This is a genomic window from Rubidibacter lacunae KORDI 51-2, assembly GCF_000473895.1.
GTDB lineage: Bacteria > Cyanobacteriota > Cyanobacteriia > Cyanobacteriales > Rubidibacteraceae > Rubidibacter > Rubidibacter lacunae.
On sequence record NZ_ASSJ01000051.1, the window covers coordinates 27466 to 51829 of the forward strand.

The following is a 24364-nucleotide window of genomic DNA, read 5'->3' on the forward strand; positions in this document are numbered from 1 at the left end:
GCGGCTTTGCCAAACCGACCGACCGGCGATCGCGAAGCATTCTACCTGACTGTCTTAGGGCAAACGCATGCAGATTGCTGTACCACCTAGTTAAGGTTTCAGCGATCTGGATTGCATAAACTTGGCTCTCGGGTTTCAATAAGTCTGGCTCGGTTTTCTCAATAAGCGAAAACCGAGCTGAGATTTCGATTTGGCGTTTGCCCCAGTCGTATGATTTATCGAGTCTCTTCCCAAGCGCTATCGGTACTGTCGGCAAGACCACCGTTGCCGTTCTCGGTTTCAAAATGAACGCGCGTGCCCGCCCACTGCAGTTTCTCTCGTAGCGTGCCATAGAACGAGTAATCCTCGCGCAGAACGATCAGCTGTGCTTGGCACCGCGACATCCGTACGGCCACTCGCTGCCCCGGCCAAATCGTCGTACCCAACACACCATCGGTCCATAGCTTTGTGTTGACCTCACGATCCCCGACCGGCCAAATATTTACCACCGACCCCGGCGGCAAGACGATCGGACGACTTGACAGACTCAACGGGCAAATCGGCGTTACGACAATTGCCTCCATGCCAGGGTGCAAAATGGGCCCGTTTGCCGAGGCGGTATAGCATGTGGAGCCCGTTGGTGTAGCAACGAGCAACCCATCGCCCTGAAACTGATCGACCATTTGCCCGTCGATTTCCATCTCCAGTACCGATGTTGGCATGCGATCGATGCTGGCGGGTTTGACACACATCTCGTTCAGGCACAAAAACGTGTCGCTCACTTGCTCGGGATAGCGACGGCTGCCTTCTTGCAAGCAGGCCTCTAGCATCATTCGCCGCTGCACCGCATAGCGATCGCCGATCAAGCGATCCAGCACCACCTCCACATCCTTAAACAGTTCGAACGGCTCGGTCAAAAAGCCCAAATGACCGCCGACATTCACGGCTAGAATCGGCACGTTCTCGCAGGCAAGTTGCCGGGCGGCTGCCAGTACCGTTCCGTCACCGCCAAGGACGATCGCCAAGTCAATCGATGCGTGCGCGGACGCAAGAAAAACCGGGTAGGGATTGTCGCTAACCCCACTCGGACCCACCATCACCCGACAGCCCCGCTCCTCGAGTGCTTTGGTGTAGGTCTCCGCCCAAGCTTTGCTCGCGGGGTGACCGGATTTGTGAGCAATGATGATTTGTTTGAGCTGCACGAGAGAGGGGGGCGTCCTGCCGGCTTTAGAAAGGAGGCAAGCCTACACGAGTGTATGACAACTCTCCTTCGCAAATTATAGACATCTGCTCTAAACGGTTAAGCTGCTGCACCATAGTAATGCGATCGACAAGTAACAGAAAATCATTAACCCCCTAAAAAACTGGATAGACTACAATCAATTACAACCTGACCTATAAAAAATATTGCGTCAAACAAGTACTAGACTTCGATCTGCCTCAGGTAGCTCGAACCGGTCGAGATCGACATGTAAGTCGATCTAATATTGACTGCGATATGCAAGCCAATGTGGATTTTCGATCCACTTCGATCGTTCCAATAATTATTCTTGCAGTATCGGTTTTGTACAATTGTTTTGAGATATAGGTTTCAGCGATCGCTGCTGCCAAATATAGCATTTGGAGCTGCGTTTTCTACTCTATTGAGTACCACTCAAGACGACTGCGATGACTAAAGTAAGAATGGCTGCGCCTTGGGTTCAAGCACCGCTCACTTATTGAGAAAGCAGTGGACGATCGCTATAGTAAATTGACATTGCTGCATCCCTCCTCGCTATTGCCCATGAAAACCTAAACTTTCGATAATCCACCCATCGTTCGGATCGCTCGCGTGCGAATGAAGTAGACCTGCACAGCGCCGTTGTATCTCGCCATTACGTCGATTTGCGCCGCTAGGGTTTGTAATGGCGGTTAGTCAACTTAGTTTTAGTGAACCTTCGTTGACAACGAGCTCGTTGCTGAGGAGTTCGGCTTCAATGGTGCGAAAGTCCGTCCTGCGAGATCCTGCCCGCGCCAGAATTGCGAACGCGGTCTTTCGACGCACTCTCCCGCCGCACTGGCACTGAAGTGTCAGGCAACCGACATCGATTCGGCAGAAGAATCAGAGCGAGCCAGAGGTCCGGTTAGCGAATGCAAGCTGCAGTCAGACGAACGGTTCTTGAGAACGGTTCTTGCTCGACGCAGCGGATCGGCAAAGGTAGTGGGGGACGCCGGTCGAGCAGTAGCGCGCAATCGCGTTAGCCGAACGATAAGCTGAAAGCAACTTTTTAATCGATGAGAGTGCTGCACAGCGGTGAATTTATCCCAATCGCCCAAACTGTCCGTGCATCCCATCATGGCCGAAAGCTTTGCCATCATCGATCGCGAACTCGGCCCCCATTCCTTCGCCCCAGACGCCTACGCGATCGTGCGTCGCGTCATCCACGCGACCGCCGACTTCGAATTCTCCGAGCTACTGCACTTCAGTCCAGGCGCGATCGCGAGCAGCATTGCAGCGTTGCGGGCAGGTGTGCCGATCGTTGTCGACGTAGAGATGTTGGAACGAGCCGTTGCGAGTACTGTCGCGCGCACCTTCGGCAATCCATTACTGAGTGCGATCTCCCGCGCCGATGCCGCAGAACCCGGAAAAACCCGCACGGAAACCGGGCTATTGCGGTGCTTTGCCGAATATCCGCACGGGCTGTACGCGATCGGTAACGCACCTTCGGCTCTGAAAGCATTGTGCACCGCAACGATAACGTCATCCGAGCGCCCGGCCGCAATTGTCGGCGCACCGGTCGGGTTCGTTGGAGTTGTTGCTGCCAAGCAGTTACTGGCACAAACACCCGTGCCGCAAATCCGCATCGACGGTCGTAAGGGGGGAACGCCTGCTGCTGCTGCAATCCTTAATGCCCTGCTCGTCCTCGCATATGAAAGTGTGCGATCGGGATAAAAGCACCACCCAGTCGGCAATCGCTTCAATTGATGTTCGCTAGCTTGACAGTAGTAGTGGCAAAACTGCTTGGCAGACCCTAAGGGTTCCGGCAAAAATTAGCGTCTGCCCCAATCTCTCAGATCGCAATCGTCAGATAAATTCTATTTCGTCAACTGACCTAATTCCAGATGCCTTTCCTCCCTTGGGAGCTACCCTCTATGGAGGAGAATCAATCACCCAGCTCAAAAACGTCCTAAAGTGCATACAGCTGGCAAAAATAGAAAGTGGAGAAGAGGCTACAATTGCTACGGCTCTTCGGCACAATTTGGGATATTCAAACCACAACTTAGGCGATGACAACCTCGATCGCGGTCTCGATGACCTTCACAAACAGCAAGGTTGGGTTTAGCTACACACGCGATTCCCTGTTGACTTTAGCGAATCCGTTCGCCTGCACGTCGTTGTAAAAACGCTACTTGTGTGCCTTGGATGCCGACTAACTGGGCGAACTGTCCCACACATCTGTCTGAGTATGGCCCATTCAGGGTGGAGTTTATTTCCTGAAGCTACTAGTAGACTCTTTACTTGCATGCACTGCTCCTAACAGGAATGTCGTAACAGGGAGCCTTAGCTATTCAGGAGCTGGACGATACGATCGTGGATATTAGCGCAAGCAGCCACGCAGGAATTCGAGCGCACCGGATCGGCTCCCGACCAGTCTGTAACGATACCACCGGCACCTCGAAGGATTGGAATCAGTGGTAGAACGTCCCATGGATTCATAATCGGATCGAGCATGATATCTACTCCACCTTTTACGAGAAAGATATAGCCATAGCAGTCCCCCCACGTTCGAAATAGACCGGTCGCTTGTAATAATTTCTCAAATCCTTGCCGCTCGTGGTGTTTGTAAATGTTTTTGAGGTCAGTCACAGAAAGCATGGCTTGTTCAAGAGAGCGAGCCGGTCTCATCAGTGCAACGCGATCGTTAACCGTGGTTTGCTCGCCGTCACCGATACAAAACTGCTTCAGGATGGGGTTATGAATGGCACCTAAAATGGGCGTGCCGCGGTGAAGTAGACCGATGGCAGTTCCAAACAGCGGGCAGCCACGAGAAAACGAAACCGTGCCGTCAATCGGATCGAGCGTCCAAACGTACTCGGCAGAGCTATTTTCGGAGCCGTATTCTTCACCGATAATGCCGTGATGAGGGTATGTCTTACCAATTAACTCTCTCATCACAGCCTCCCCTTCCCGGTCGGCTTTTGTGACTGGAGACCGATCGGCCTTCAGTTCCACCGTCAAATCGTGTCGTGCGAAGTACGGTGCGATCGCGTCACCGCTGCGCTCTGCTAAGACACGTATGAACGCTCGATACTCTTCAGTCTTCATCTTTAAACGCGATTTATATGGCGCTGCTAATGGTTATGAATGACCTTATCAATCGGCTGGCACCAGATGAGTAACGAACGCGATCCGATCGGAGACAGCCAGTAGCGATCGCTTAGTTCAGTTCCGCTCGCGACTGTTGGTAGTGTTGCCAATACTGTTGCAGACAGGCAACTGCCTCATCGATACTCACCTGCGGGAAGTCCCGATAAGAGGCACTGACGCTTCCGAATGGAACCGGCGTCGATACAGCTAGTACTCGCTCGCTCCATTGGGGCGGATGAGATACGAATCCGAGCGGTGCGACAGGAACGGCGATCCACAACTGCAGGGGTCGGCGAGCGTGTAATGATCGCGCAGCAGCTGCGGCAGTCGTTCCAGTCGCTGCGCCGTCGTCCACAATAATTGCCAGCCGTCCGAACGGATCGACCGGTGGAAAGTGAGCGTCGAGCTGGGTTTGGCGGGCGATCGCGCAATTGCGAGCGTTGCGGGCGGCTTGGAGCAGTGCTGCCGAATGAGTTTGCAATTCCCGTTGGGGTAGCGTCCACAACACGTCATCCGCCGACGTGACGGCTCCGAGCGCAAGTTCGGGATTGGTCGGCAGCACCACTTTCTTGGCTGCAACCACACCGAGCGGACAGTCCAGCTGGCGAGCGACGATCGCTGCCACCGGAATCCCACCGCGAGGGAGCCCATATACGACCGCCGGAATATCGTCACCGGACGCTCGCACTTCATCGAACGCTGCCGCCACAATGCGGGCAAGGGCCAATCCAGCGTCGCGGCGATCGCGAAAGAGAGTTGTTATCGCCATCAATTCCAACCTCCCCGCACAATTGGCTTACAATGCTATGAGCGTTCGCGCCTTTGCCCGTTTGCCCCGATCGCGATCTCGATATGAGCGCAGACCAATTCAGCTTATTCTCTACACCGTCTGAAAATTCAACGCCGTCTGACGCAAGTTCCGAGTTCGACCGCATACCTTCCGACGCTAGCGTCCAAATTCCGCCCGGAACCTATGTCGATCTAGATCGACTCAAACATCACTGCGAAACTTGTCATCGCTGCGAACTCAGTGGCGGCCGCACTCAAGTCGTCTTATCGCGGGGTAACCCGAAGGCACCGATCGCCATCATTGGTGAAGCGCCCGGGCAAAGCGAGGACGAGCAAGGCCTCCCCTTCGTCGGCAAATCAGGTCAGCTTCTCGATAAAATCCTAGCGTCCGTTCGCCTCGATCCCGCGCGCGATACGTACATCTGTAACATCATCAAATGCCGCCCGCCGGGCAACCGCACGCCAGTCGCACCGGAAATTGAGGCGTGCAAGCCCTATTTATTGGAACAATTGCGCCTGGTCGATCCTCAGATCGTCTTGTTCACAGGTGCAACCGCTTTAAAGGGCGTCACCGGCGAAAAACGCGGCATCACGAAAATTCGCGGTCAGTGGCTCAACTGGGAGGACAGGCTGGCGATGGCAATCTTTCACCCAGCATATTTGCTCCGCAATCCATCGAAGGAAAAGGGCAGTCCCAAGTGGCTCATGTGGCAAGACATTCAAAAAGTTCGGGCCAAGCTTGACGAATTGTCATCAGTGACTGACAACTTTGACTCTGAAGGCTGAGTTCGAAACCGAGCGCTATATTGGCTCGGTCAGCTTGCCCGTCCCGACCAGGAATAATAAGGCCATGCGGACGGCCACCCCGCTGGTAACTTGGTCCAGGATCAAACTCGACTCAAGGTCGTCAACGGCCTCCGAACTTAGCTCTACTCCGCGATTGACCGGCCCCGGATGCAGTACCTTCACCTGAGGAGATGCCAGCCTCAGGCGATCGCGTCCCAAACCATAATCCCGACGATATTCGCGCAGACTAGGTAAGAGATTGGCGCTCATGCGCTCCCGTTGCAGGCGCAGCGCCATTACGTAATCGGCACCATCAATGGCTGGTTCGACTGCCCTGTGGAGGAACACTTGCTGGGATCGAGACGCGTCGAGAAGGTCTAGGAACTCCCGCGGTAACAGCGTTGGCGGTCCAGCCAAATGTACTTCAGCCCCCATTGCCGTCAGGCTATAAATATTTGACCGCGCCACCCGCGAGTGCACTATATCGCCGACGATTGCCACCTTTCTACCCCGGAGGAACTCGCGCGGCGCTTCCGAAGCACGCAGGGTATAAAGCGAGAACAAATCCAGCAGAGCCTGAGAAGGATGCTCGTGCTGGCCGTCGCCGGCATTGATCGCGCTCACACCGGCGTTCAAGCGGTCGAGCTCGCGGGCGATCGCAGCCGGAACCCCCGCTCGATTATGGCGCACGACAACAATCGTCGCTCCCATTGCCACGTAAGTCTTAGCCGTATCGAGAATTGTCTCGCCCTTAGCCAGAGATGAGGAGCTGGTTGCGAAATTAAGCGTATCTGCCGACAGCCGTTTGGCTGCTAGCTCGAAGCTGCTGCGCGTGCGAGTCGACGGCTCGAAAAATAAGTTCGCCACCACCGCTCCCTGGAGAGCTGGAACCTTCTTCGTGCGGGTGGTTAAGACTTTCCGGAACCCCTCGGCCGTCTGCAACACCGAGTCATACTCCGCTGGCGTAAAGTCCGCCAGGGAAAGTATGTGCTGCCGCGTCCATCCCGTGGTCATTGTCGAGTTCGCAAAACTGTGCGCTACTACCCTACACTTGCTCGGAACTTCATGCTAGCGACCCATAAGTAACCGAACTTAGTCAGCGCACGATGTCTCGAAATGTCAAGTTTCATTGCGGGAAAGTCGCGCCTCAGGAGAGCAGCCGCCATTTGCGCAAGTGCCTTCTCAGACTGAATCTCGAGCCAGTGGAACGCAAAACAACACGTAACTACTTGCAACGTCTCGTTAAAACTTCTTTCACGAGTTAGAACGAATGTTGGGCGCGGCGCTTAAATGAGCAATAGGTCGATTGCAATGTACCTGCACGAATGCAGTCCAGCTCCGCACTCGGATTCGAAGCGACTGATAGAGAAGCGACCGAACGATGATAAGCCGCATTGGCACGGCCAATCGACATGACTTTGCTTGCTTTGCTTCGGCAAACCTTTACCAAAACCCTACCGAATCAGCACTACTCGCAGATCGCGCACTTGATTCGCGACTTCTACCGCGAAGATCCAGCCGATCTTCAGAAGCTTAAGCCGCTGGCAAGTTGCCGTCTCGTTCGCCGGTGGGGCAAGCTCCGCATTCATTGCCCCGACCTTGCTACGGCATCAGCAGTCATTGATGCCCGCGGGATCTTGGAAGTACCGATTGCTCAATTACGCCTCGCTAAAACGATCGGGGTGCTGACCGACGAAGGACCCGTCGAGATATTCAAGGTATCCTCTCACCCGTAGGGACTGTAAACCGACCGAACTATTCAACTACAGCTCCAAACTAAAAAATAGCGACTGCACCACTTGGGCAATCGCTATTAAGAGGAGCAAACCCGTTTTAGTTCGAATCGAGTTCGCTAAAGTTTCCTCCCTAAGGTCGAACCACTAGCTGCACCAGCAGTCCTACTTAGACCCTAAGTTTGCTGGAACGGACTGGTAAGTGCTTTCCAGAGCGGCACGCTTGGACTCGTCCTGACGACCAGAAAGCGATATCAACCAGCCGCCAATCAAAGCGTCTAGGGAGAAGATGCCTGCACCGTTAATCGCAAAAAACAAGAAGCAAGCTGCGTAAACTGCCGACAGTTCCAAATATGGAATGCTGAAACCGGCAACCTTGACGTGGTGGTACATTGCCACGCACATCGTAGAAAAGAGACCGAATGCTGCCGGACGGGTCAGCAAACCGACAGCCACCAGAGGAGCTGCCAGTAACTCGGTGAAGGCAGCCACGTAACTGAAGACGATCGGGAACGGTAAACCGATCGCTTCCACATAAGCCGCGGCGAAGTTCTCGATGTCGGACAGCTTGTCGAGACCGTTGTGAATCATCATCAGTCCGACTGTCAATCGCAGCACAGTCCAGCCAATCTGAGAGATGTAGCTTGCACTGAGGGTCGGGCGCAACACAAGGGTCAGCAGATCGATCGCGCTCTTCATGTTCATGGTGGAGGGATTGAAAAGATTCTGAGGTGATGTCAATTGTCAGATCGCTTCACGGAATTCAAAATTCAGCCGATTCGCAGACCGTGCGTCTGCGGACAGCAGCCAGAGAACCCGAGCCCACTAACCCTGCTAATGCACGAAAACGTATTCCCGTGCCTCGCAGCAAGGATAATGGACACAAGTCTTAATACCGATTCACGATAATTAATAATTCTAGGCACATTTTAGTGGTAGGGCAACTCAATCCACTAATTTTTGTTTATGTCACTTGCGGTGATAATTGCGAGAGCGCTTTACTGCTCTGGTTTTAGGGTGCCATACCACTAAAGAGAGATCTTTTCGCTGAGGGATGTGCATGCTCTAATAGCTGTTGACAGTGGGTGGGGAGGCACAAAGGGGTTGGCGCAACAGGCTATGGGTCTTTGCCAGGAGCTTAAAGTATGCACGGAGAGAGGGAGAACAGCCTGTGGCAGTAGCAGCTGAAGTATCCTCAGCGGACAGTTTCGCAATTTCGATCGCGCCCCTATCTTTGGCAAAGGTATACGAACTTGCCGAAACTCCCGCAAATGGGGCACTGGTAGTGATGAGCGGTACTGTGCGCGACAATACCGAAGGGAGAGCTGTGGCATACCTGGACTACCAGGCATACGAGCCGATGGCTCGGGTTGTCTTCCAACAAATTGCTCAAAGGATGCGCGAGCGATGGACGGACATTAACCGTGTAGTCATTCACCACCGTATTGGTCGTTTGCGTGTTGGGGAAATCAGCGTTCTCGTAGCAGTGGGCTGTCCGCATCGCGTGGAAGCCTTTACTGCCTGCCAATACGCCATCGATACACTCAAGCACAATGCACCGATATGGAAGAAGGAATTCTTTCTGGGCCCGGACGGTACCGAAAGCGGTGAATGGACTCAGGGCTGCCGGGTTAGCGATCTAGGCGGGTCTGCTGCCGGAACCTACAGCTAACCACACTCGGTAAACGCGATCGCTCTCCGCGGCGAGTTATGAAAATCAAGCTTACTGGTTGAGTTCGGCATAACGCTTGAGCTCGCGAGCCATGCGCCGCAGACCGATTGCCTCGTCCTCGCGGACGAAGGGTATCAGTATCGGAGCCAGGAATCCCGAGAAGTGATGGGCATGGACGTACTTCGTGCGCCGGAAGCCAATTTCTTGGAGTTCGAAAACCGTTTCGCTCTTGAGTCCCGGAATTGACGCCTGCCATTTCAAACATATCTCTGGCAGTACTAGCATCACGCGCGGCTGAAACTCGGTTTTTTCCTCGTGGGCAAGTCGGCGCATCGATAACAGCACGCGTTTGCCTTGCAGCAAAGGCTGCGAGGCGTCGCCGTCAAACAGAAAGGTATTCCACAGTTGCCACTGCTCCTTCGCAAGCAGCAAGTCCCAGACGACCGACTTGGGAGCGTTGATGTCAATTTCAGTGTAGAGACTGGCCATGGAGGGCAATCCTTCAACAAGGCAGTGGGTAAAGACCGACGCGATCGCAATTGTTATCGGGTTGCGCGCGGCTTAACTTTATAATGTTGCATCTGGAACTTGCAACTGCTGTCCACCACCCCCGGTCGACTGCCGACTTCTTCCCTTTGAGTACGCGTTAGCCACCCCATCCATAGCGAGCTGCATGGTCAACCTCACGCCGAATCCGAGTTACAGCCTCACCATCCATCTGCGCTATCCCAATCGCGCTGGCATGCTCGCCGCTGTGACAAGCGCGATCGCCGATGCCGGAGGCAACCTAGGACCGATCGGGCTAATCGAACAAAACCGCAAAACCTGTTTGCGCGAGGTCGTAGTCAATGCTTACAGCACCGAACATGCAGAGAAAATCACCACAGCTCTTAAAAACCTTCCGGATATAGAAATCCTGAACGTTTCCGATCGCACGTTCGACCTTCATCGCGGCGGTAAAATCTACATTCAAAGTCGCATCCCGCTGCAATCGCAAGGCGACTTGGCAATGGCATACACTCCCGGAGTCGGGCGGATCTGCAAAGCCATTCACGAGCGACCGGACGACGTCTTCAATTTAACGATTAAAGGCAACACGATCGCCGTTGTGACCGATGGGAGCGCCGTGCTTGGCTTGGGCAATCTCGGTCCGGAAGCCGCACTGCCGGTAATGGAAGGTAAGGCGATGCTGTTCAAAGAATTTGCCGGGCTTGAGGCGTTTCCAGTTTGTTTGGCAACTCAGGATGCCGACGAGATCGTCGCGATCGTTAAAGCAATTTCACCCGTTTTTGGCGGTGTCAATCTGGAAGATATTAGTGCACCCCGCTGCTTCGAAATCGAGCGCAGACTGCGCGCGGAACTGGATATCCCAGTTTTCCACGACGACCAACACGGTACGGCAATTGTGTCGCTAGCCGCTCTCTTCAATGCGCTAAAGGTCGTACAAAAAACTCTCGATACGGTAAGTATCGTTATTAACGGTGCAGGAGCAGCTGGTGTTGCCATCGCGCGTTTGCTCGTGCGGGCGGGAGCGCAGCGCGAGCGCATCGCCATGTGCGACTCCCAAGGCATCATTTCAGCCAGCCGCGTCAATCTGACTACCCAGAAACGCGAATTTGCGATCGCCGCCAGCGGCTCGCTAGCGGATGCCATGAAAGGGGCCGATATTTTCATCGGTGTGAGCGTACCGGGCGTGGTGTCGCCGGAAACGATCGACTCGATGGCACGGGATTCGATCGTGATGGCGATGGCCAATCCCATTCCTGAAATCCAGCCGGAATTAGTTGCCGATCGCGTCGGCGTGATGGCCACCGGACGCAGCGACTATCCAAATCAAATCAATAACGTATTGGCGTTTCCGGGCGTGCTGCGCGGAGCCCTCGATTGTCGGGCAACCGCGATTACGGAAAACATGTATCTTCACGCCGCTCAAGCGATCGCGGCGCTTGTCAGCTCGCACCAGCTCGATCGCGAGCACATCATTCCCTCGGCATTTGACGAGCGCGTTGCGCCAGCAGTCTCGGCAGCAGTGCAGCAAGCCGCTCGCGAAGATGGGGTTGCTCGTACTTAGAAAATATTAGAAAGGCGATCGCTTAGCTCGGCAATTGTGTTTGCTGATTTTCAAGTCATCGACTGCGATGCAACCTACATCACCTAATAAGTTTGCGAACTCAACTCGGAAGGTGTGTTCTCTAGTCTGGCTGCGACTCCATCCCTAGCAGGCGATCGTTTCGCGTCTGTTTCGATCGCGTATGCTCAGGTTTTTAAATCAGATACAGTCGGGGGGCAATGGTAGCAGTGTGGGTAACATCTAAAGATACTGTTCCGCTCGCCAGTGCCGCATACCCCAAACCCCTTGCTCGATCGCAGCCGTTTACTGCAAAAGGCACTAACAAAGCCATGCTATTCTTTTTGGTGTGTCAGTCAGACAATTAGGGGAGGGCAAATGTGGCACTTTATAGATGAAGATCGCAAAGTAAGGGATATAGAGAGCTCTGAAGAGATGGAACTTCTCATTGAGAGCCGCGCTATCACCTCCGAGACCCTGGTTTGGAAAACCGGGATGGGTAGCTGGCTGCCTGCTGGAGAAACGGAGCTGAGAGAGTTGCTACCAGAGGAGGATGCTGCTCCTCACAATCCTGCAGCAGGTTCTCCTCCAACTATCCCTACAGATTTAGAAGATTCCTTCACTTCGACAAGCAAGAATATTCCAAAACAAATACAAACGTTAGAGACTTGGTTCACAATTTATTGGATTTGCTTAGCAGCAGGTATTCCACTATGTATTCTCTTTATAGGTGTCTTTGGTGTTATCACTGCATGGGTGTTGTCTCTGGTAATGCTTCATGAGTTCTGGAAAACCATCCAGGATGGCGGACGGGCAAGAACGACTCCGGGTAAAGCAGTTGGCTTTCTTTTTATTCCTTTCTTCAACTTCTACTGGAAGTTTGTGGCCTTTTGGGGTTTAGCGAAAGACATGAACCAGTACATAAAAAGTCGAGGGATTCGAGGTCAGAGAATCGAGGAGGAGCTTGTCCTTGCCCTTTGCATTTTGAACTGCTGCTCGCTGATTCCTTACGTGAACATCATTACAGGTATTGCCTATCTTGTTATTTGGATAATCACGATCCGGTCTTTCAAAATAGCAACTGTAGCAATTCTCAAGCACAGAATGAGAGGTGGGTTAACTCAACCGGCTTGAAAGATAAACGAATATCTCGTTCGTCATCATCCAAATTAACTGTTGTTAGTCTGAATGACTGACGAATTTGACTCATGAAACGCAAGCTCGTCGCGAGATTTCAGGAGTTTCTGGAAATGTGTCAGTCAGCCAGATTGTCAGGTTCAACTGACTCCAGCGAGCGCGGTTTGCCAAAAGCTGGGTTGGTTAAAAACTCGCGGTCGGTGAAACTCTCCAGCAGTGCTAGCAGATCTTGCTTCTCCTGCTCGGTGAGTTCGAAGCCGGTCATGAAATTGCTCTTCAGGGGATTGCTCCTGCCGTCACCCACGTACTTACCCTCGACGATCGCGCGACCACCGGAAGCGTAGTGGGCGATCGCTTCTTCGAGTGAAGCAACGCTGCCGTCGTGCATGTAAGGAGCTGTGAGAGAGATGTTGCGGAGCGTTGGGGTTTTGAAACGACCCATATCTTCAGGATCGTGGCTGATCTCGAACACGCCGCGATTGTTAGGTGGGTAGCCTCCCATACCATCGATGTTGTAAAGGCCGGTGTTATGGAAAGCAACTTCAGTAAATTCCAGATCCTGGTGTTGAACGGAGTCGGTGTAGTTGATGCCACCGTGACAGTGAAAGCATTCCAAGCGCTCGGAGTTAAACAAGGCTTCGCCGCGCTTGACTGCCTCGGACACGGCGTAATTGTCCCCGCCGTAGCGAAAGCGATCGTAGGCGGAGTTCCCAGAAATCAGCGTGCGTTCGAAACTCGCGATCGCGAAAGCCACGTTCTGTAGCGTCACCGGGTCGTCGGCATTGGGAAAGGCCAGAGCAAACAGATCGGCATACTCGCGATCGCCCCGCAGGGTTTCCAGTAGCTCTTGTTCTTTGCCAGCCATACCCATCTCTATGGGGTCCTCTCCAAACACCGGAATCAGCGCTTGGGCTTCTAGGCTGGTCACTAACGGATTCGCCCACGTCAACACCGGATTGTAGGCAACGTTAGCCAGGCTCATGGAACTGCGGAAATGCACCTCTCCTGTGGTTCCGATCGCGCGAGGGCGTCCGTCTGTGAAGGCTAATTCTTGCTTGTGACAGGTCGCGCAAGATTGCTCGCCATTGACCGATAAGCGCGGTTCGTAAAACAAGTGACGCCCGAGTTCGACTTTCTCCGGCGTCATCGGGTTGTTAGCTGGCACAACTGGTTCGGGCATCCAGTCTGGCAAGTGCCACGTGTAGGCTGGCGGTGACCCCACATCGGCCGCATCGGCTGCCAACCAGTGGGAAAATCCGACGGAAAGGCATGTCGATAACAGGCAGCATAGCGACCAGTGCCACCATCGACGTCTCATGCGCGCCTCAACCTCCACTCCTCAATACTACAAATGTAACGACCGCGACCGAACAACGAGGCGATCGCCTCCACTACCGCACGGCAGCATTTTAGCAATGCGACCCTTGAGTCACTCCAAGCAGACAGTACTTGAAGCCACCGATCTTTATTCATAACTGCTCGGACAAACTTCTTGAAGCGGGAAAACAGGTTGTCCCACACACTCTCTCCTGAAGCGATCCAAGGTTCAAAGCCTGCGAGTCAGCGATCGCCTAGCGTTTTCGGTCCATCTCCATGGTTTGCAAACCCGTTTGTACCCGCCACAAACCGGCATAAATCCCATTAATTGCCAACAGTTCTTCGTGGCGGCCGCGCTCGACAATCTTGCCGCGATCCATCACGTAGATGCAGTCGGCATTCCGCACCGTGGAGAGACGATGAGCAATGGCAATCGTCGTGCGATCGCGAGTGATGCGCTCCAGCGACCGCTGAATCGCTGCCTCTGTCTCGTTATCGACTGCCGACGTAGCTTCGTCCAGAATCAACACCGGCGGATCGCGGAGAATCGCCCGCGCGATCGCCAGTCGCTGTCGCTGCCCGCCCGAAAGCTTCTGACCCCGCTCGCCGACAATCGTGTAGTACCCTTTCGGCAAACAGGATACGAACTCGTGGGCTTCTGCCATCTTTGCAGCAGCAACGACGTCATCGAAACCTGCCTCCGGACTGCCATAGGCAATGTTTTCCAGAACCGTACCGTGAAACATGTACACGTCCTGGTTGACCCAGCCAATCGCACGACGCAGATCCTGCAGGCGCAATCTGCGGATGTCCGTGCCGTCGAGAGCAATGGTACCGGCGTCCACATCGTATAGCCGCAGTAGCAACTTCACTAGCGTAGTTTTTCCCGACCCCGTCGCACCCACAATCGCGATCGTCTTGCCCGCTGGAACGTGCAGCGAGAATTGCTCCAGCACAGGCTGTGCATCTCGATAACTAAACGTCACGTCGCGCAGGTCGATTTCGCCGCAAACCGTCTGCACCGGGAGCGCTAACTGCCCCGACGGTATCGAGATCGGTGTATCGAGAACGTCGAGCACCCGTTGGGTCGATGCCATCGCCCGCTGATACAAATCCAAGGTTTGGCCGAGGCTCGTCAGGGGCCACAGCAACCGCTGCGTCAGGAATACCATCACGCTGTAGGTGCCCACAGCCATCTGCCCGTCCACCGCGGCCAGCCCACCCACTAACAGGGTTGCCACGAAGCCAATCAGAATGACGATGCGGATCAGCGGCACGAAGGCGGAACTCAAAGCGATCGCGCGTTGGTTGCTTTGGCAATATGCATCGCTATCGCGGGCAAGACGCTCGAGTTCGGAGTCTTCAGCTGTGAAGCTCTTGATCGTTGCGATGCCACTGAGGTTGTTTGCCAGCCGCGCGTTCAGGAAGCTCGCGCGATCGCGCACTTCGGCATAGCGCGGTGCCAAGCGGTTTTGAAAGGCAATCGAGCCCCACAACACAAAGGGAACCGGCAGCATCGCCCACCACGCTACCTGCGGAGCCAAAACGAAAAATGCCCCTCCAATCGCCACCACCGTCGTCAGCACTTGCAAAATGTCATTGGCACCAACATCTAGAAAGCGTTCGAGCTGGTTGATATCGTCATTGAGCACGGCCATCAAATCGCCCGTGCTGCGCTCTTCAAAATACGCCAGCTCCAGCTCCTGCACGTGTTCGTAAGCATCCAGACGCAATTGATGTTGCATCTTTTGAGCCAAACCGCGCCACAACCGCTCGTAGGCATACTCAAACGCCGACTCAAGACCCCAAATTATTAGACTGAGTAGGGCTAGCGTCGATAGCTGTGCGAACGTCCCGCGGACGCCCACCCGCGCCAGCAACGACGCATCCTGCTGTACCACCACATCTACCGCTGCTCCGATCAGTGCTGGCGGAGCGAGATCGAAAATCTTATTGAGCACCGAGCAAATGCTCGCCATCCAGACTTGTTGGCGGTACGCCCGCCCGTATCGCAGCAACCGCCGCAGCGGATGGCGAGGATTGACGTGCCCTGTGTCCGGGCGATCGCGCAACGGTCTTTTCATGGTTGCCCTTTCAGCTGCCACAGATATCCGGTCTTAAATCGCTCGTCTTACCTTATCCCAGCCATCCTTCAAGCATCACGTGAGGGCGGACTGTGCTCGTTGCTATGATGAAGAGCGGACTACTTAGACATACATGCAACTTAGGAGATCAAGCAGATGTCGCGTCGCTGCGCGTTAACGGGTAAGAAGGCCAACAATGCCTTTGCCGTTTCTCACTCTCACCGCCGTACAAAAAAGCTACAGCAGCCCAACCTACAGACCAAGCGTATTTGGTGGCCCGAGGGCAAGCGCTGGGTGCGTTTGCGCGTATCCGCCCGCGCGCTCAAAACCCTTCAGAAGAAGGGGCTGCAGGCGATGGCTGCCGAGATGGGCATCGATCTCAATAAAGCTTAAAAGAGTTCGGATATTCGACAAAGCTAGGGCTGTATGGGGAACCGGAACCTTCTGGTTTCGGTTCTACACTGCGGAAATGGGTTCGTCGCGATCTTCGGGACTCAGGATTATTTTGAGCATAAAATGAGGGATAAATTCGCGCCAAGTGACGAAAATCACCTATTGATAGGCAACTATGGTCACAGCCTCAATCTTTCATTACTTGTTTAATCGTTTTTGTGGTCTGCACCTCTTATTTTGCAATCACTTTTTGCAATAAGCGGAGGTTTCGAAGGGGTCTCAAACTGATTTGTGTGCTCTGCGCATCGAAATCGTTTCAACTTCTTCGATACCGCCAAGATTCCATTGAACATCCTCTTTCCAAGCGCTGCGAGAGTGCGACATGCTACCCAAGAGTTCTGCCGCTCGTTTTGTCCGCCGGATCGCACACCTGCTTGGCTCAGGTGTGCGATCGTTCGCAGGTCTGCTCGCCCGCGCCCTGCTGCGATTGCTCAATCGCCCGCTCCACTCGAACCGCGGACGGAGGGCGCGGGCGGGATTCGCGCTACCGACAGCCACAATGGTTTTGTTGGTTATTTCTCTGTTGATAGGAGCAATGGTAACCCGTTCCTCAGAGCGCGCGAACGAAGTTATTGTCCAGCGACAGCTGGCAAAAGTTTCCAACGCCGCCAGCCCCGCCATCGAGCGTGCCAAGGCGAAATTAGAGTTTCTTTTCGAGCGCGACCCACGAATACCTGCAGCTATACCAGCTGAAGAATTGCTCAAGAGCCTCGTAGCAAATGATGGCATAGAGGCAGCGGCACTCCCAACAGATCCCTACACGTTGCCGGGCGAAAAGCGACTTAATCTGGATGGAAATCCAGCCACTATTGAGAACGCTTGGCTTATTCAAGAAGATATCGACAACAATAAAACTATCGACTCAGGCGAAGGCGTTCGTTACTCGATCAATATGCTTTATGGCGTCGACACCAACGATGACGGAGTTAACGACGTCGATCTTTCCAGTAGTAACTTAGATAAAGCTGAATATAATGTCGTCCGCTCGGGGCCAATCGCAGTGGGCGATGCCACGGGTCGCTGTGCTTCAGGGGGTCGCGGTCTCGACGGAGGGTGGTTTGAGGTTTCCGGCGCGAGGCTGCGCAAAAATTTCCAAGTTGATGCCGTTGCCAATCGTCCGAACAGCGTTACGCCCGTACTTGCAACCTTGGAATTCCAACAAGATCGTCAGCTAGACCGTGGCAACGCTTATGGTGCATGGTTTCGTGCCGATCTAGAGGTGACTCCAGGCAGCGACTTCAGGTGGAATGGGACGATGCACACCGAAGGCAGTGTGTTTATAGGTCAGACTGACGGAGGAAATTTTTTGAATGATACCAGACTTTACCTCATAAGTTCTGATGAATCGTGTTTCTACGACCCCGGGGCATCTCAAATCACCATGGCCCAGAACCTGGACCCAAATGGGGATACTATTTTTCAAGGGCAAGCGATTTCGGGAAGATTGCGATTCAATGACTTTAATCAAGTTGATACTTTCATTGACATACATCCTAAGGATGATACTGGGCCATCTGGAGATACTCTTCAGCAGCCTTTTATCGGTGCTACGGACTTGGTCCTTGCCGATAATAATGAAACACCCTTCAATTACACGCTCGACCCAATTGTTTTATTTACGCAAGACGTATCGCAGTCGAGAAATCCGGGCGATCCAGAGAATGACGGCAATCGCGATAATACCCAGTTTATGGGTAACAAACTCTATAACGATCTTGAAAATCCTCGCATTCTAAATACGAATATTCCCCGCCCCTATGTTGACGACACATACCGTGCTGACGACAGATGGGGACCAGAACCCGTCTATAACAGAGATATTTCGACTTCCGTAGCAGACTACGGCCAGACGATCACCGTTGCCAATGCTGGTAGCACCGAGACTTTTGACGAATTGACTCGAGACGCAAATCCGATCCTGCCCGAAAGCGCCGGACTGGATGGTTATTGGGAACGTCGCGCCTCCGCTCAAGGATTGCGTACGATTGTTGGCCAGCGTTTAGAGTTGGGGAATCCATTTGGTTGGCGCAGTAATGACGAACCTTTGTACCCCCCAACAGATATCTTTCCAGATCCTGGGGTTACCGGAGCTTCTACGGTCGCTGCCTCTGATAATCGAAACGAGCAAATTCAGCGCCGAACCTTACGCGATAACCTAGCGGCGGTTCAATCCACGGCAATCTACCACTATCTCGAAGATGCCGAGTTTCCGGTTGCATGCATGTCAACAACCGTTCATCCCGGCACCTTCAAAACCTTCACAAACAGCATTGACTTCAACCAGCTTACCTACAGAGATAGCACCGGCACTAATATATCTTCACGCAGCAACTTCTTTTTTGGTAAGGGAACTAACGGTTGGGAATACGCCCCCCCTGCCAAAGGTACCTTTGCTAGTGACGTTGCTAATGCAACTAGCGAACTAGGGAAGGCGCTGCGCAACCTAGCTTACTTTGCAGGCGATCCCGACGGAGCCTTCCCGCCCTTGCAGGAGGTCAGTGCGGGAGCATCACTTTATCCCGTCACCCACCCTTACCCCTATCTGTCTATGTGGGGAGATTTTTCCGGGTTACGCCGGGCTTTGAGTCTTCTAGATAGTGGCACCCCTTACATCGATCTCAGTTTGGCCGATAAAACCACTCTTCAAACAGCATCTTGTACGCTGGGCATCTTGGCTCGCAATCTAGTAGAGCTTGATAATTTTGACTACCAAGAAAGCGCCACTTCCGCTGCCGCCCTCATTGTTAATAACCCAGTAAATCCGTTGGAAGACGAGCGCCTTTTTGGTGCCCTTGCGCTTCTGACCGACGGTATTGGTGAAGGTAATGGCGAGGTCGTACTTGAGGGGGATTTTGGACCAAAGGACCCAACTAATCCCCAGGAAATCTTAATTGATGGAACAACAACCCTTCGTAAAATCGATCTAAGAGAGGAGGACTCTTCAGCTCCACTTCCTGGCGATGATACTGACGACAATGATATCCGCATGTTCATTGATAACGGCAGCCCCGCTGGGGAGGTTCAATATGTCTCAGTCAATACAGAGGATCGACCTTACACAACCCCTTACGAGGCTTACAACACAGCTATCAACTTTATCGAGCCAAGTTCTTTCAAAGGGACCGTAGATGATCTTCGACTTGCCCGCCGTTTTCTGCGCTTCTTGCACACGCGCGAGCAAGTGCGTCGCGACCGCGAACATGGATTTGAAAATGGCCTGCCGTCCGACGGATTTTGCTCAGAAGGTGGTCCCTCAGGCACGGGTTTCGGAACGGGTGTCGGCGATATCGATGCAAATAAGGCTGATTTATTACGAATGGCAGTTTGCTCTGATATTCCTAAGTTTCCAGCGCTGCATTTCCTGTTCCCGGTTTTTTCGGATACCACCACCAGCAATTTCGAGTACACAGGGTCTCCCGTTGGTGCCAAAGTAGCTGATGATGACGACGAACCCTACTTAAATCGCAGCACCCCTGATGGTGAGACAAACATTCCTGCGGGAAGTTGTAATGGCAGGAATCCGGCAGACTATATCTGTCGTGTGAATGTAGGTATTCGCTTTAACAGAGTCAATCCTTCTGATGTCGCCCTGAACCCTCGCGCCAATGCAACTGCAGCTAGCTGGTCCACCCCCCTGGATCCTGGCAACTCCACTGGTCCGAACGTCATCTTTACGGGCTATGACGGAGGGGCGCCCGACAGCCCCGTATCTATCGCCTTCCAGGACAAGGCATTTTTTGATGGTCGCCAAATGATGGAAGTAAGGACTCTCGACTACGACCTCGAATTGTTGCGTAACAATACTGTCGGCGGTGGAGATTTCTGGCTACCCACCAGCGGTGTGGTCTATGCATTCCGCGAGGATGCCGTGCGCGAAGATGCCATTTCAAGACCGCGCCGCGCTGCATGGTCTGATTGCAATACAGAAGTAAAGCTCACGGGTTTTGACCCGCTTTCACGAAGTGTGCAAGGTGCGAATGCACAGTGTCGCATGCTCGTTACCGGAAACCAACCTACAGATCCTCCAGTACTGGATTCGGGAACGGCGAGCGCGTCTTATGGTATCAGTCCAAAGCCGGTTGATTTCTTTATGGATCCCGAGCGACGGGCACATGGGTTCCGGTTGCGCCGGGGTGCCGATCTGCGTCGCGGAGGCGCAGATGTTGCGAGTAGCTTGTCTTTTATCACCGACAATTCTCTATACATTCAGGGAGATTTCAATCTCCACACGGATGGGTCCAACCGGCTAGAGGAGTTTAAAGGGAATGGTTTGCTCAAAGACAATTACTCAAACTTTTACCTTCGGACGGCAAATGACCTTGACGACAAATTTGCCGACCCGGAAGGCGATCGCTGGCGGGTTGCCGAGCTTCTGGCTGATAGCATTACCATTCTGACCGAGACGTTTTGTGATGGAGCAGTTGAAGGTGGACTCCGCTCTGTTCTTGGTTTGAGTAGCAGCCCATACGAAATATGCACCAATAGTGAGTCTTCGTCTTATGCCAGCGGTCGTTGGGAAGGCGATCCCCAAACAACGGGCTCCTTCACGGGTTCACTCGAACGGTGGTACCGCGAGAATCCCTTTGACGTCGATCAAGGTGGGTTTCAGTCCAATTTCGACTTCCGGAGAAAAGCAACCTACAGCTCTCCAATTTTCGTAGATCGTGACGGTCGCTTCTACTACATTGAGAGTTCGACGAGTACTTATCAAGATCCTGGCGATGCAGGGTCAGCGAACAACCCCCTGGATGGCTGGAGCGAATACTACGGCGATGTGAATGACTACTTAAACGGCACAGGCGGTTTAGGAGATGTAGCTCGAGTTAAAATTCAGAGACCTGCGAGTGGCACCGATATGACAGTCAACGCAATTTTGGTATCCGGAATCACTCCTTCTCGGTCCGGCCAAACTGATGGTGGATTTGTCAATTTCCCGCGCATGCTTCAGGACTGGGACACTAATAGAGCTATTTTGCGAATCAACGGAGCGTTTATTCAGCTTAACTACAGCACCTCGGGGACAGGACCGTTCGATCAAGAACTTCTGGAGTCGGACTGGGTTGGAGGTAATCCAGGAAATCTTGAATTTGATGAGTTTAATGGCTACTACACACCACCCATCCGTCGCTGGGGATATGATATAGGCTTGCAATACCTTCCACCGGGGCCAGTTAGCGAACGCTTCGTTACTGTCGGGAGCCCGCGCACCGAAACCTATCGGGAAATTCGCGCGGACGATCCCTACATTGACAGACTTTTAAAAGGAGTTCCGAATTAAAGGGGATAGTACAAGCAAATGGCACTGACTTAGGCCTAACCCTCTGATGCAAGCGGTGTTGAGGACATGAAATCTTAGCTCCTTTAATCTCAGCTAAACAGTTAACCAAGGGTTAGGATCGGCCCACAACCTCTCCGATATGTATAACCGAGTCAGGAGGACCGCTGCTCAAGCTCCTAATACCCTTGCCTGGATTAGTTCTCTCGGATTCGAACCTCCTTAAGTTTGTGACATTCGATACCGGAGCCAACACTTCCCAACCCGAACCGAGCATCCTTCATGCATCAAGCTGGAGTCTTAAAATGGCTAAATTCAATGTAAATATAAGGCAATGTTTGTGTCAGCACGCTCGGCATAGTCGACCCAACAACATGGGTTTGAGCTTGGTGGAGGTCGTGGCAACAATCGTAATGACTGGCATCATATTGGCCTTTATGGCTCCACCAATTTTGATTTCAGTGGGAACTCGCTTCCAGAATCGTCGCGGGCAGCAAGCTCAGCTCCTGGCGCAGCAAGAGATCGATCGCGTCCAGGCAGCGATGGCCCGCGGCGATGACACCCTTAGCCCCCCAGAATTGGGAGCTGGAAACCCGGCAGAGTCAGCCGCCGCACCAACTCAATTTGTTAACAACCGAGCGAGTGCTACAAATCCAACATATGCTTTTGAGCAAGATATCGATGGCGACGGCCGGACTGACTTTTTTGTACAGCGCTTCCGCGACGAAGGAGTTGACTTCACTGCCGGTATCGAACAAGGTCAACTGGCTGTGTTTCAAATGGGCGTAAGAGTTTATACTCTAGAGGCTAAAAAGACTGTTGATGCGGGCGTTACCCTTGAGACCGATCAGGCTCCCTTGGGACTGACAGCCGGCATTGGCAAACAAGCAACGCAGCCTCTTGCTGTGCTATTCTCCGAAATCAGCCGAAGCGATCGCGAATTATCCTTGGAAGAATATAAACGTTACTGCAACAAATATTGTAAGTGAACCTCGAGTGCACCGTACGGGGAATTCAATAACATGAAATCTTCATCAGTCAACTACCTTCTCGAGCAACTCGTGCGGTTGCAGCAGCGATCGCGCAGTCACCAACGCGGATTCACTCTACTTGAGTTGATTGTTGCAACGCTGATGTCGCTTCTCATCGTTGGAACGCTCCTGTCCATGGTGATAGATGTATTCCGAACGAACACTAGCGAGGAAGTTCAAACCGAGACTCAGCAGGAGATTGATGCAGCTCTTGACTACATTGCAAGGGATCTTCGAGAAGCAGTCTTCGTGTATACCGGAGACGACATCGAAGATGATCGGATTATCCCGCAAGACGATGGGGATGTAACTGTTGACAGTTTTGGAGCACAGCTCGCAATTCCCAACAATTCTGGCGAAACAGTCGTCTTAGCGTTGTGGATAATTGAAGATCTACCCTACAACGGGGATGATGATGTAGCCAATTTATTACCGAGCGATACCGGTAAATGTCCTACAGGTTCTTTAGAAGTTGAGTGCAAAGGGCTTGGCACCGAGCGTCGGGCTTTCTCTCTGGTGTTTTACACGATCGATACTAGCGTGGAGCCTACCTGGGAGGGCCCCGCTATAATTCGTCGTACCATCCTGCGTAAATACGATGCTCTTGATAGCAGCGGAGCGTTCGACCTAGCGAAAGGCTATGTAGACCCTCGCAAAGATGGAAGCTCGTTTAAATTCTGGCCATTTGACAATGAGGGGATCGATCTCCAGGGTGACAGTATCGACTATACCAAAACTAAACGATGGGCTCTTGTAGATCGCGTCGACGATCCAAACAATACCGACCCTAACGTATTGGTGCCAAACTGCCCGGCGGGATACTCACGATCTCCGAGAGCAGGAGGTAGCATCGCCCACACTAGTTTCTATGCCTGCATCCGTAATCGCCTGGAACCGAATCAGATCGTCGTCAATCAACTTCTAGGCGGGGATGAACAAGCTTTTAACTACAGTGGCGGAAACCAGGATGTATTTGTCTACTTGCGTGGCAATCCTGGCAAAGCACCTAACGGTTCTTCTTTGCCATTACCAACATTGCAAACACAGGTCATAACCCGCGGCGTTATTCAGAAGTTGAATAATTAACCGAAATACATCAGCGACAGCCTACTAGAATTTCGCTTAATATATGGTGCCCTTCAATGCAGTCACTATTGTGCATCTCCGGCAACCGCTTTGTTCGCCGCCTGCAATGTTGCCTGTGACGGACTTCTCAAAAGAATCCACTTCATCGTATGTCATTGTCGTCGCATTTACTTAGCACGCTGCTCTTGGGATTTTCGTATTAATCCAGCCTGCACGCCTAAGCTAGATCGGGCCATGCGACTTTATAATTCCCTATCGAAAGTGCAAAGAATCCGGATTCTTCTTTTCGATTCGCATGTGACTGCGCTATCACAGCGAGAATTACTTTGGGAAGTATTGCACGCTGCCTGGAGGCAGTCGGATCGTTCGCAGCAGCCGCATTAGCATGGAAGTGCGCTAAAAATGCTCTAATAAAAAGTGAACTCCCCCACAGAGTGGGGAAGAATCCGCATTATAGCTTAGAGGTAGAGGTCGGCGATGCGTGGATGCCACTACTAAAAACTCAATACTAGTGCCAGAGGGGAGGGTGATTCCTGTCTGACGGACAGAACGCTTGAAAGGTTTACTATGCCGTCATTGTCGGCATATTGAAGTGAGTCGCCGAGC

18 protein-coding genes are annotated in these 24364 nt (G+C 52.9%); 10 read left to right on the forward strand and 8 right to left on the reverse strand.

The features are described from left to right. Positions 1-215: 215 nt before the first annotated feature. Positions 216-1181, reverse strand: a complete 966-nt coding sequence (locus KR51_RS09675) for an NAD(+) kinase (protein ID WP_022607226.1) — start codon at positions 1179-1181, stop codon at positions 216-218. Positions 1182-2272: 1091 nt separating this feature from the next. Here KR51_RS09675 and KR51_RS09685 point away from each other — a divergent pair. Next, on the forward strand, positions 2273-2911 hold the full coding sequence (locus KR51_RS09685) for a precorrin-8X methylmutase (protein ID WP_232214582.1): 639 nt from the start codon (positions 2273-2275) through the stop codon (positions 2909-2911). A 609-nt stretch (positions 2912-3520) separates the two neighbouring features. Here the strand turns inward: KR51_RS09685 and KR51_RS09690 are convergent. Continuing rightward, positions 3521-4285: an inositol monophosphatase family protein gene (locus KR51_RS09690; RefSeq protein WP_022607230.1), complete on the reverse strand. Its 765-nt coding sequence runs from the start codon at positions 4283-4285 to the stop codon at positions 3521-3523. A 112-nt stretch (positions 4286-4397) separates the two neighbouring features. After that, positions 4398-5096 (reverse strand): phosphoribosyltransferase, encoded by a 699-nt coding sequence (locus tag KR51_RS09695; RefSeq protein ID WP_022607232.1) that lies wholly within the window; start codon positions 5094-5096, stop codon positions 4398-4400. A 53-nt stretch (positions 5097-5149) separates the two neighbouring features. On the opposite strand from KR51_RS09695, the gene KR51_RS09700 reads away from it, so the two are divergent. Further along, complete coding sequence (locus KR51_RS09700; RefSeq protein WP_232214583.1) at positions 5150-5902, forward strand: uracil-DNA glycosylase; 753 nt, start codon at positions 5150-5152, stop codon at positions 5900-5902. A 15-nt stretch (positions 5903-5917) separates the two neighbouring features. On the opposite strand, the gene KR51_RS09705 is transcribed toward KR51_RS09700, so the two are convergent. After that, complete coding sequence (locus KR51_RS09705; protein WP_022607235.1) at positions 5918-6916, reverse strand: aspartate carbamoyltransferase catalytic subunit; 999 nt, start codon at positions 6914-6916, stop codon at positions 5918-5920. Positions 6917-7314: 398 nt separating this feature from the next. Here KR51_RS09705 and KR51_RS09710 point away from each other — a divergent pair, with 398 nt between their 5' ends. Beyond that, positions 7315-7638: a hypothetical protein gene (locus KR51_RS09710; RefSeq protein ID WP_022607237.1), complete on the forward strand. Its 324-nt coding sequence runs from the start codon at positions 7315-7317 to the stop codon at positions 7636-7638. Between the two features lie 162 nt (positions 7639-7800). Here the strand turns inward: KR51_RS09710 and KR51_RS09715 are convergent, their stop codons facing one another. Continuing rightward, complete coding sequence (locus KR51_RS09715; protein WP_022607238.1) at positions 7801-8340, reverse strand: DoxX family protein; 540 nt, start codon at positions 8338-8340, stop codon at positions 7801-7803. Positions 8341-8806: 466 nt separating this feature from the next. On the opposite strand from KR51_RS09715, the gene KR51_RS09720 reads away from it, so the two are divergent. Further along, positions 8807-9307, forward strand: a complete 501-nt coding sequence (locus KR51_RS09720) for a molybdenum cofactor biosynthesis protein MoaE (protein WP_022607239.1) — start codon at positions 8807-8809, stop codon at positions 9305-9307. 51 nt (positions 9308-9358) lie between these two features. Here the strand turns inward: KR51_RS09720 and KR51_RS09725 are convergent, their stop codons facing one another. Further along, positions 9359-9796: an SRPBCC domain-containing protein gene (locus KR51_RS09725; protein ID WP_022607241.1), complete on the reverse strand. Its 438-nt coding sequence runs from the start codon at positions 9794-9796 to the stop codon at positions 9359-9361. A 184-nt stretch (positions 9797-9980) separates the two neighbouring features. Between KR51_RS09725 and KR51_RS09730 the strand changes: the two genes are divergently transcribed. Both KR51_RS09730 and KR51_RS17530 read left to right on the forward strand, forming a co-directional pair. Next, positions 9981-11378 carry an NAD-dependent malic enzyme gene (locus KR51_RS09730; RefSeq protein ID WP_022607243.1) on the forward strand — a complete coding sequence of 466 codons (1398 nt, stop codon included), beginning with the start codon at positions 9981-9983 and terminating at the stop codon, positions 11376-11378. A 375-nt stretch (positions 11379-11753) separates the two neighbouring features. Continuing rightward, a complete protein-coding gene (locus tag KR51_RS17530; RefSeq protein WP_022607245.1) occupies positions 11754-12509 on the forward strand; it encodes a DUF4339 domain-containing protein in 756 nt (251 codons plus the stop codon). 121 nt (positions 12510-12630) lie between these two features. Here the strand turns inward: KR51_RS17530 and KR51_RS09740 are convergent, their stop codons facing one another. Beyond that, on the reverse strand, positions 12631-13830 hold the full coding sequence (locus KR51_RS09740) for a methanobactin export MATE transporter MbnM (RefSeq protein ID WP_022607247.1): 1200 nt from the start codon (positions 13828-13830) through the stop codon (positions 12631-12633). A 253-nt stretch (positions 13831-14083) separates the two neighbouring features. Next, complete coding sequence (locus tag KR51_RS09745; RefSeq protein ID WP_022607251.1) at positions 14084-15913, reverse strand: ABC transporter ATP-binding protein; 1830 nt, start codon at positions 15911-15913, stop codon at positions 14084-14086. Between the two features lie 156 nt (positions 15914-16069). On the opposite strand from KR51_RS09745, the gene rpmB reads away from it, so the two are divergent. From rpmB to KR51_RS09765, 4 genes are all read left to right on the forward strand, one after another. Then, complete coding sequence (gene rpmB / locus KR51_RS09750; RefSeq protein ID WP_022607253.1) at positions 16070-16306, forward strand: 50S ribosomal protein L28; 237 nt, start codon at positions 16070-16072, stop codon at positions 16304-16306. Positions 16307-16688: 382 nt separating this feature from the next. Continuing rightward, positions 16689-21644: a hormogonium polysaccharide biosynthesis protein HpsA gene (gene hpsA / locus KR51_RS09755; protein ID WP_022607257.1), complete on the forward strand. Its 4956-nt coding sequence runs from the start codon at positions 16689-16691 to the stop codon at positions 21642-21644. A 371-nt stretch (positions 21645-22015) separates the two neighbouring features. Beyond that, positions 22016-22630 (forward strand): hypothetical protein, encoded by a 615-nt coding sequence (locus KR51_RS09760; protein ID WP_040655823.1) that lies wholly within the window; start codon positions 22016-22018, stop codon positions 22628-22630. Between the two features lie 33 nt (positions 22631-22663). Further along, positions 22664-23758 carry a hypothetical protein gene (locus tag KR51_RS09765; RefSeq protein ID WP_022607261.1) on the forward strand — a complete coding sequence of 365 codons (1095 nt, stop codon included), beginning with the start codon at positions 22664-22666 and terminating at the stop codon, positions 23756-23758. The last annotated feature ends 606 nt before the right edge of the window (positions 23759-24364 follow it).

Coding starts and splice junctions, on each gene's coding strand:
- KR51_RS09690 (WP_022607230.1), bottom strand. CDS start 4,285: ATGAAGACTGAAGAGTATCGAGCGTTCATACGTGTCTTAGCAGAGCGC.
- KR51_RS09695 (WP_022607232.1), bottom strand. CDS start 5,096: ATGGCGATAACAACTCTCTTTCGCGATCGCCGCGACGCTGGATTGGCC.
- KR51_RS09705 (WP_022607235.1), bottom strand. CDS start 6,916: ATGACCACGGGATGGACGCGGCAGCACATACTTTCCCTGGCGGACTTT.
- KR51_RS09710 (WP_022607237.1), top strand. CDS start 7,315: ATGACTTTGCTTGCTTTGCTTCGGCAAACCTTTACCAAAACCCTACCG.
- KR51_RS09715 (WP_022607238.1), bottom strand. CDS start 8,340: ATGAACATGAAGAGCGCGATCGATCTGCTGACCCTTGTGTTGCGCCCG.
- KR51_RS09725 (WP_022607241.1), bottom strand. CDS start 9,796: ATGGCCAGTCTCTACACTGAAATTGACATCAACGCTCCCAAGTCGGTC.
- KR51_RS09730 (WP_022607243.1), top strand. CDS start 9,981: ATGGTCAACCTCACGCCGAATCCGAGTTACAGCCTCACCATCCATCTG.
- KR51_RS17530 (WP_022607245.1), top strand. CDS start 11,754: ATGTGGCACTTTATAGATGAAGATCGCAAAGTAAGGGATATAGAGAGC.
- KR51_RS09740 (WP_022607247.1), bottom strand. CDS start 13,830: ATGAGACGTCGATGGTGGCACTGGTCGCTATGCTGCCTGTTATCGACA.
- KR51_RS09745 (WP_022607251.1), bottom strand. CDS start 15,913: ATGAAAAGACCGTTGCGCGATCGCCCGGACACAGGGCACGTCAATCCT.
- rpmB (WP_022607253.1), top strand. CDS start 16,070: ATGTCGCGTCGCTGCGCGTTAACGGGTAAGAAGGCCAACAATGCCTTT.
- hpsA (WP_022607257.1), top strand. CDS start 16,689: ATGCTACCCAAGAGTTCTGCCGCTCGTTTTGTCCGCCGGATCGCACAC.
- KR51_RS09760 (WP_040655823.1), top strand. CDS start 22,016: ATGGGTTTGAGCTTGGTGGAGGTCGTGGCAACAATCGTAATGACTGGC.
- KR51_RS09765 (WP_022607261.1), top strand. CDS start 22,664: ATGAAATCTTCATCAGTCAACTACCTTCTCGAGCAACTCGTGCGGTTG.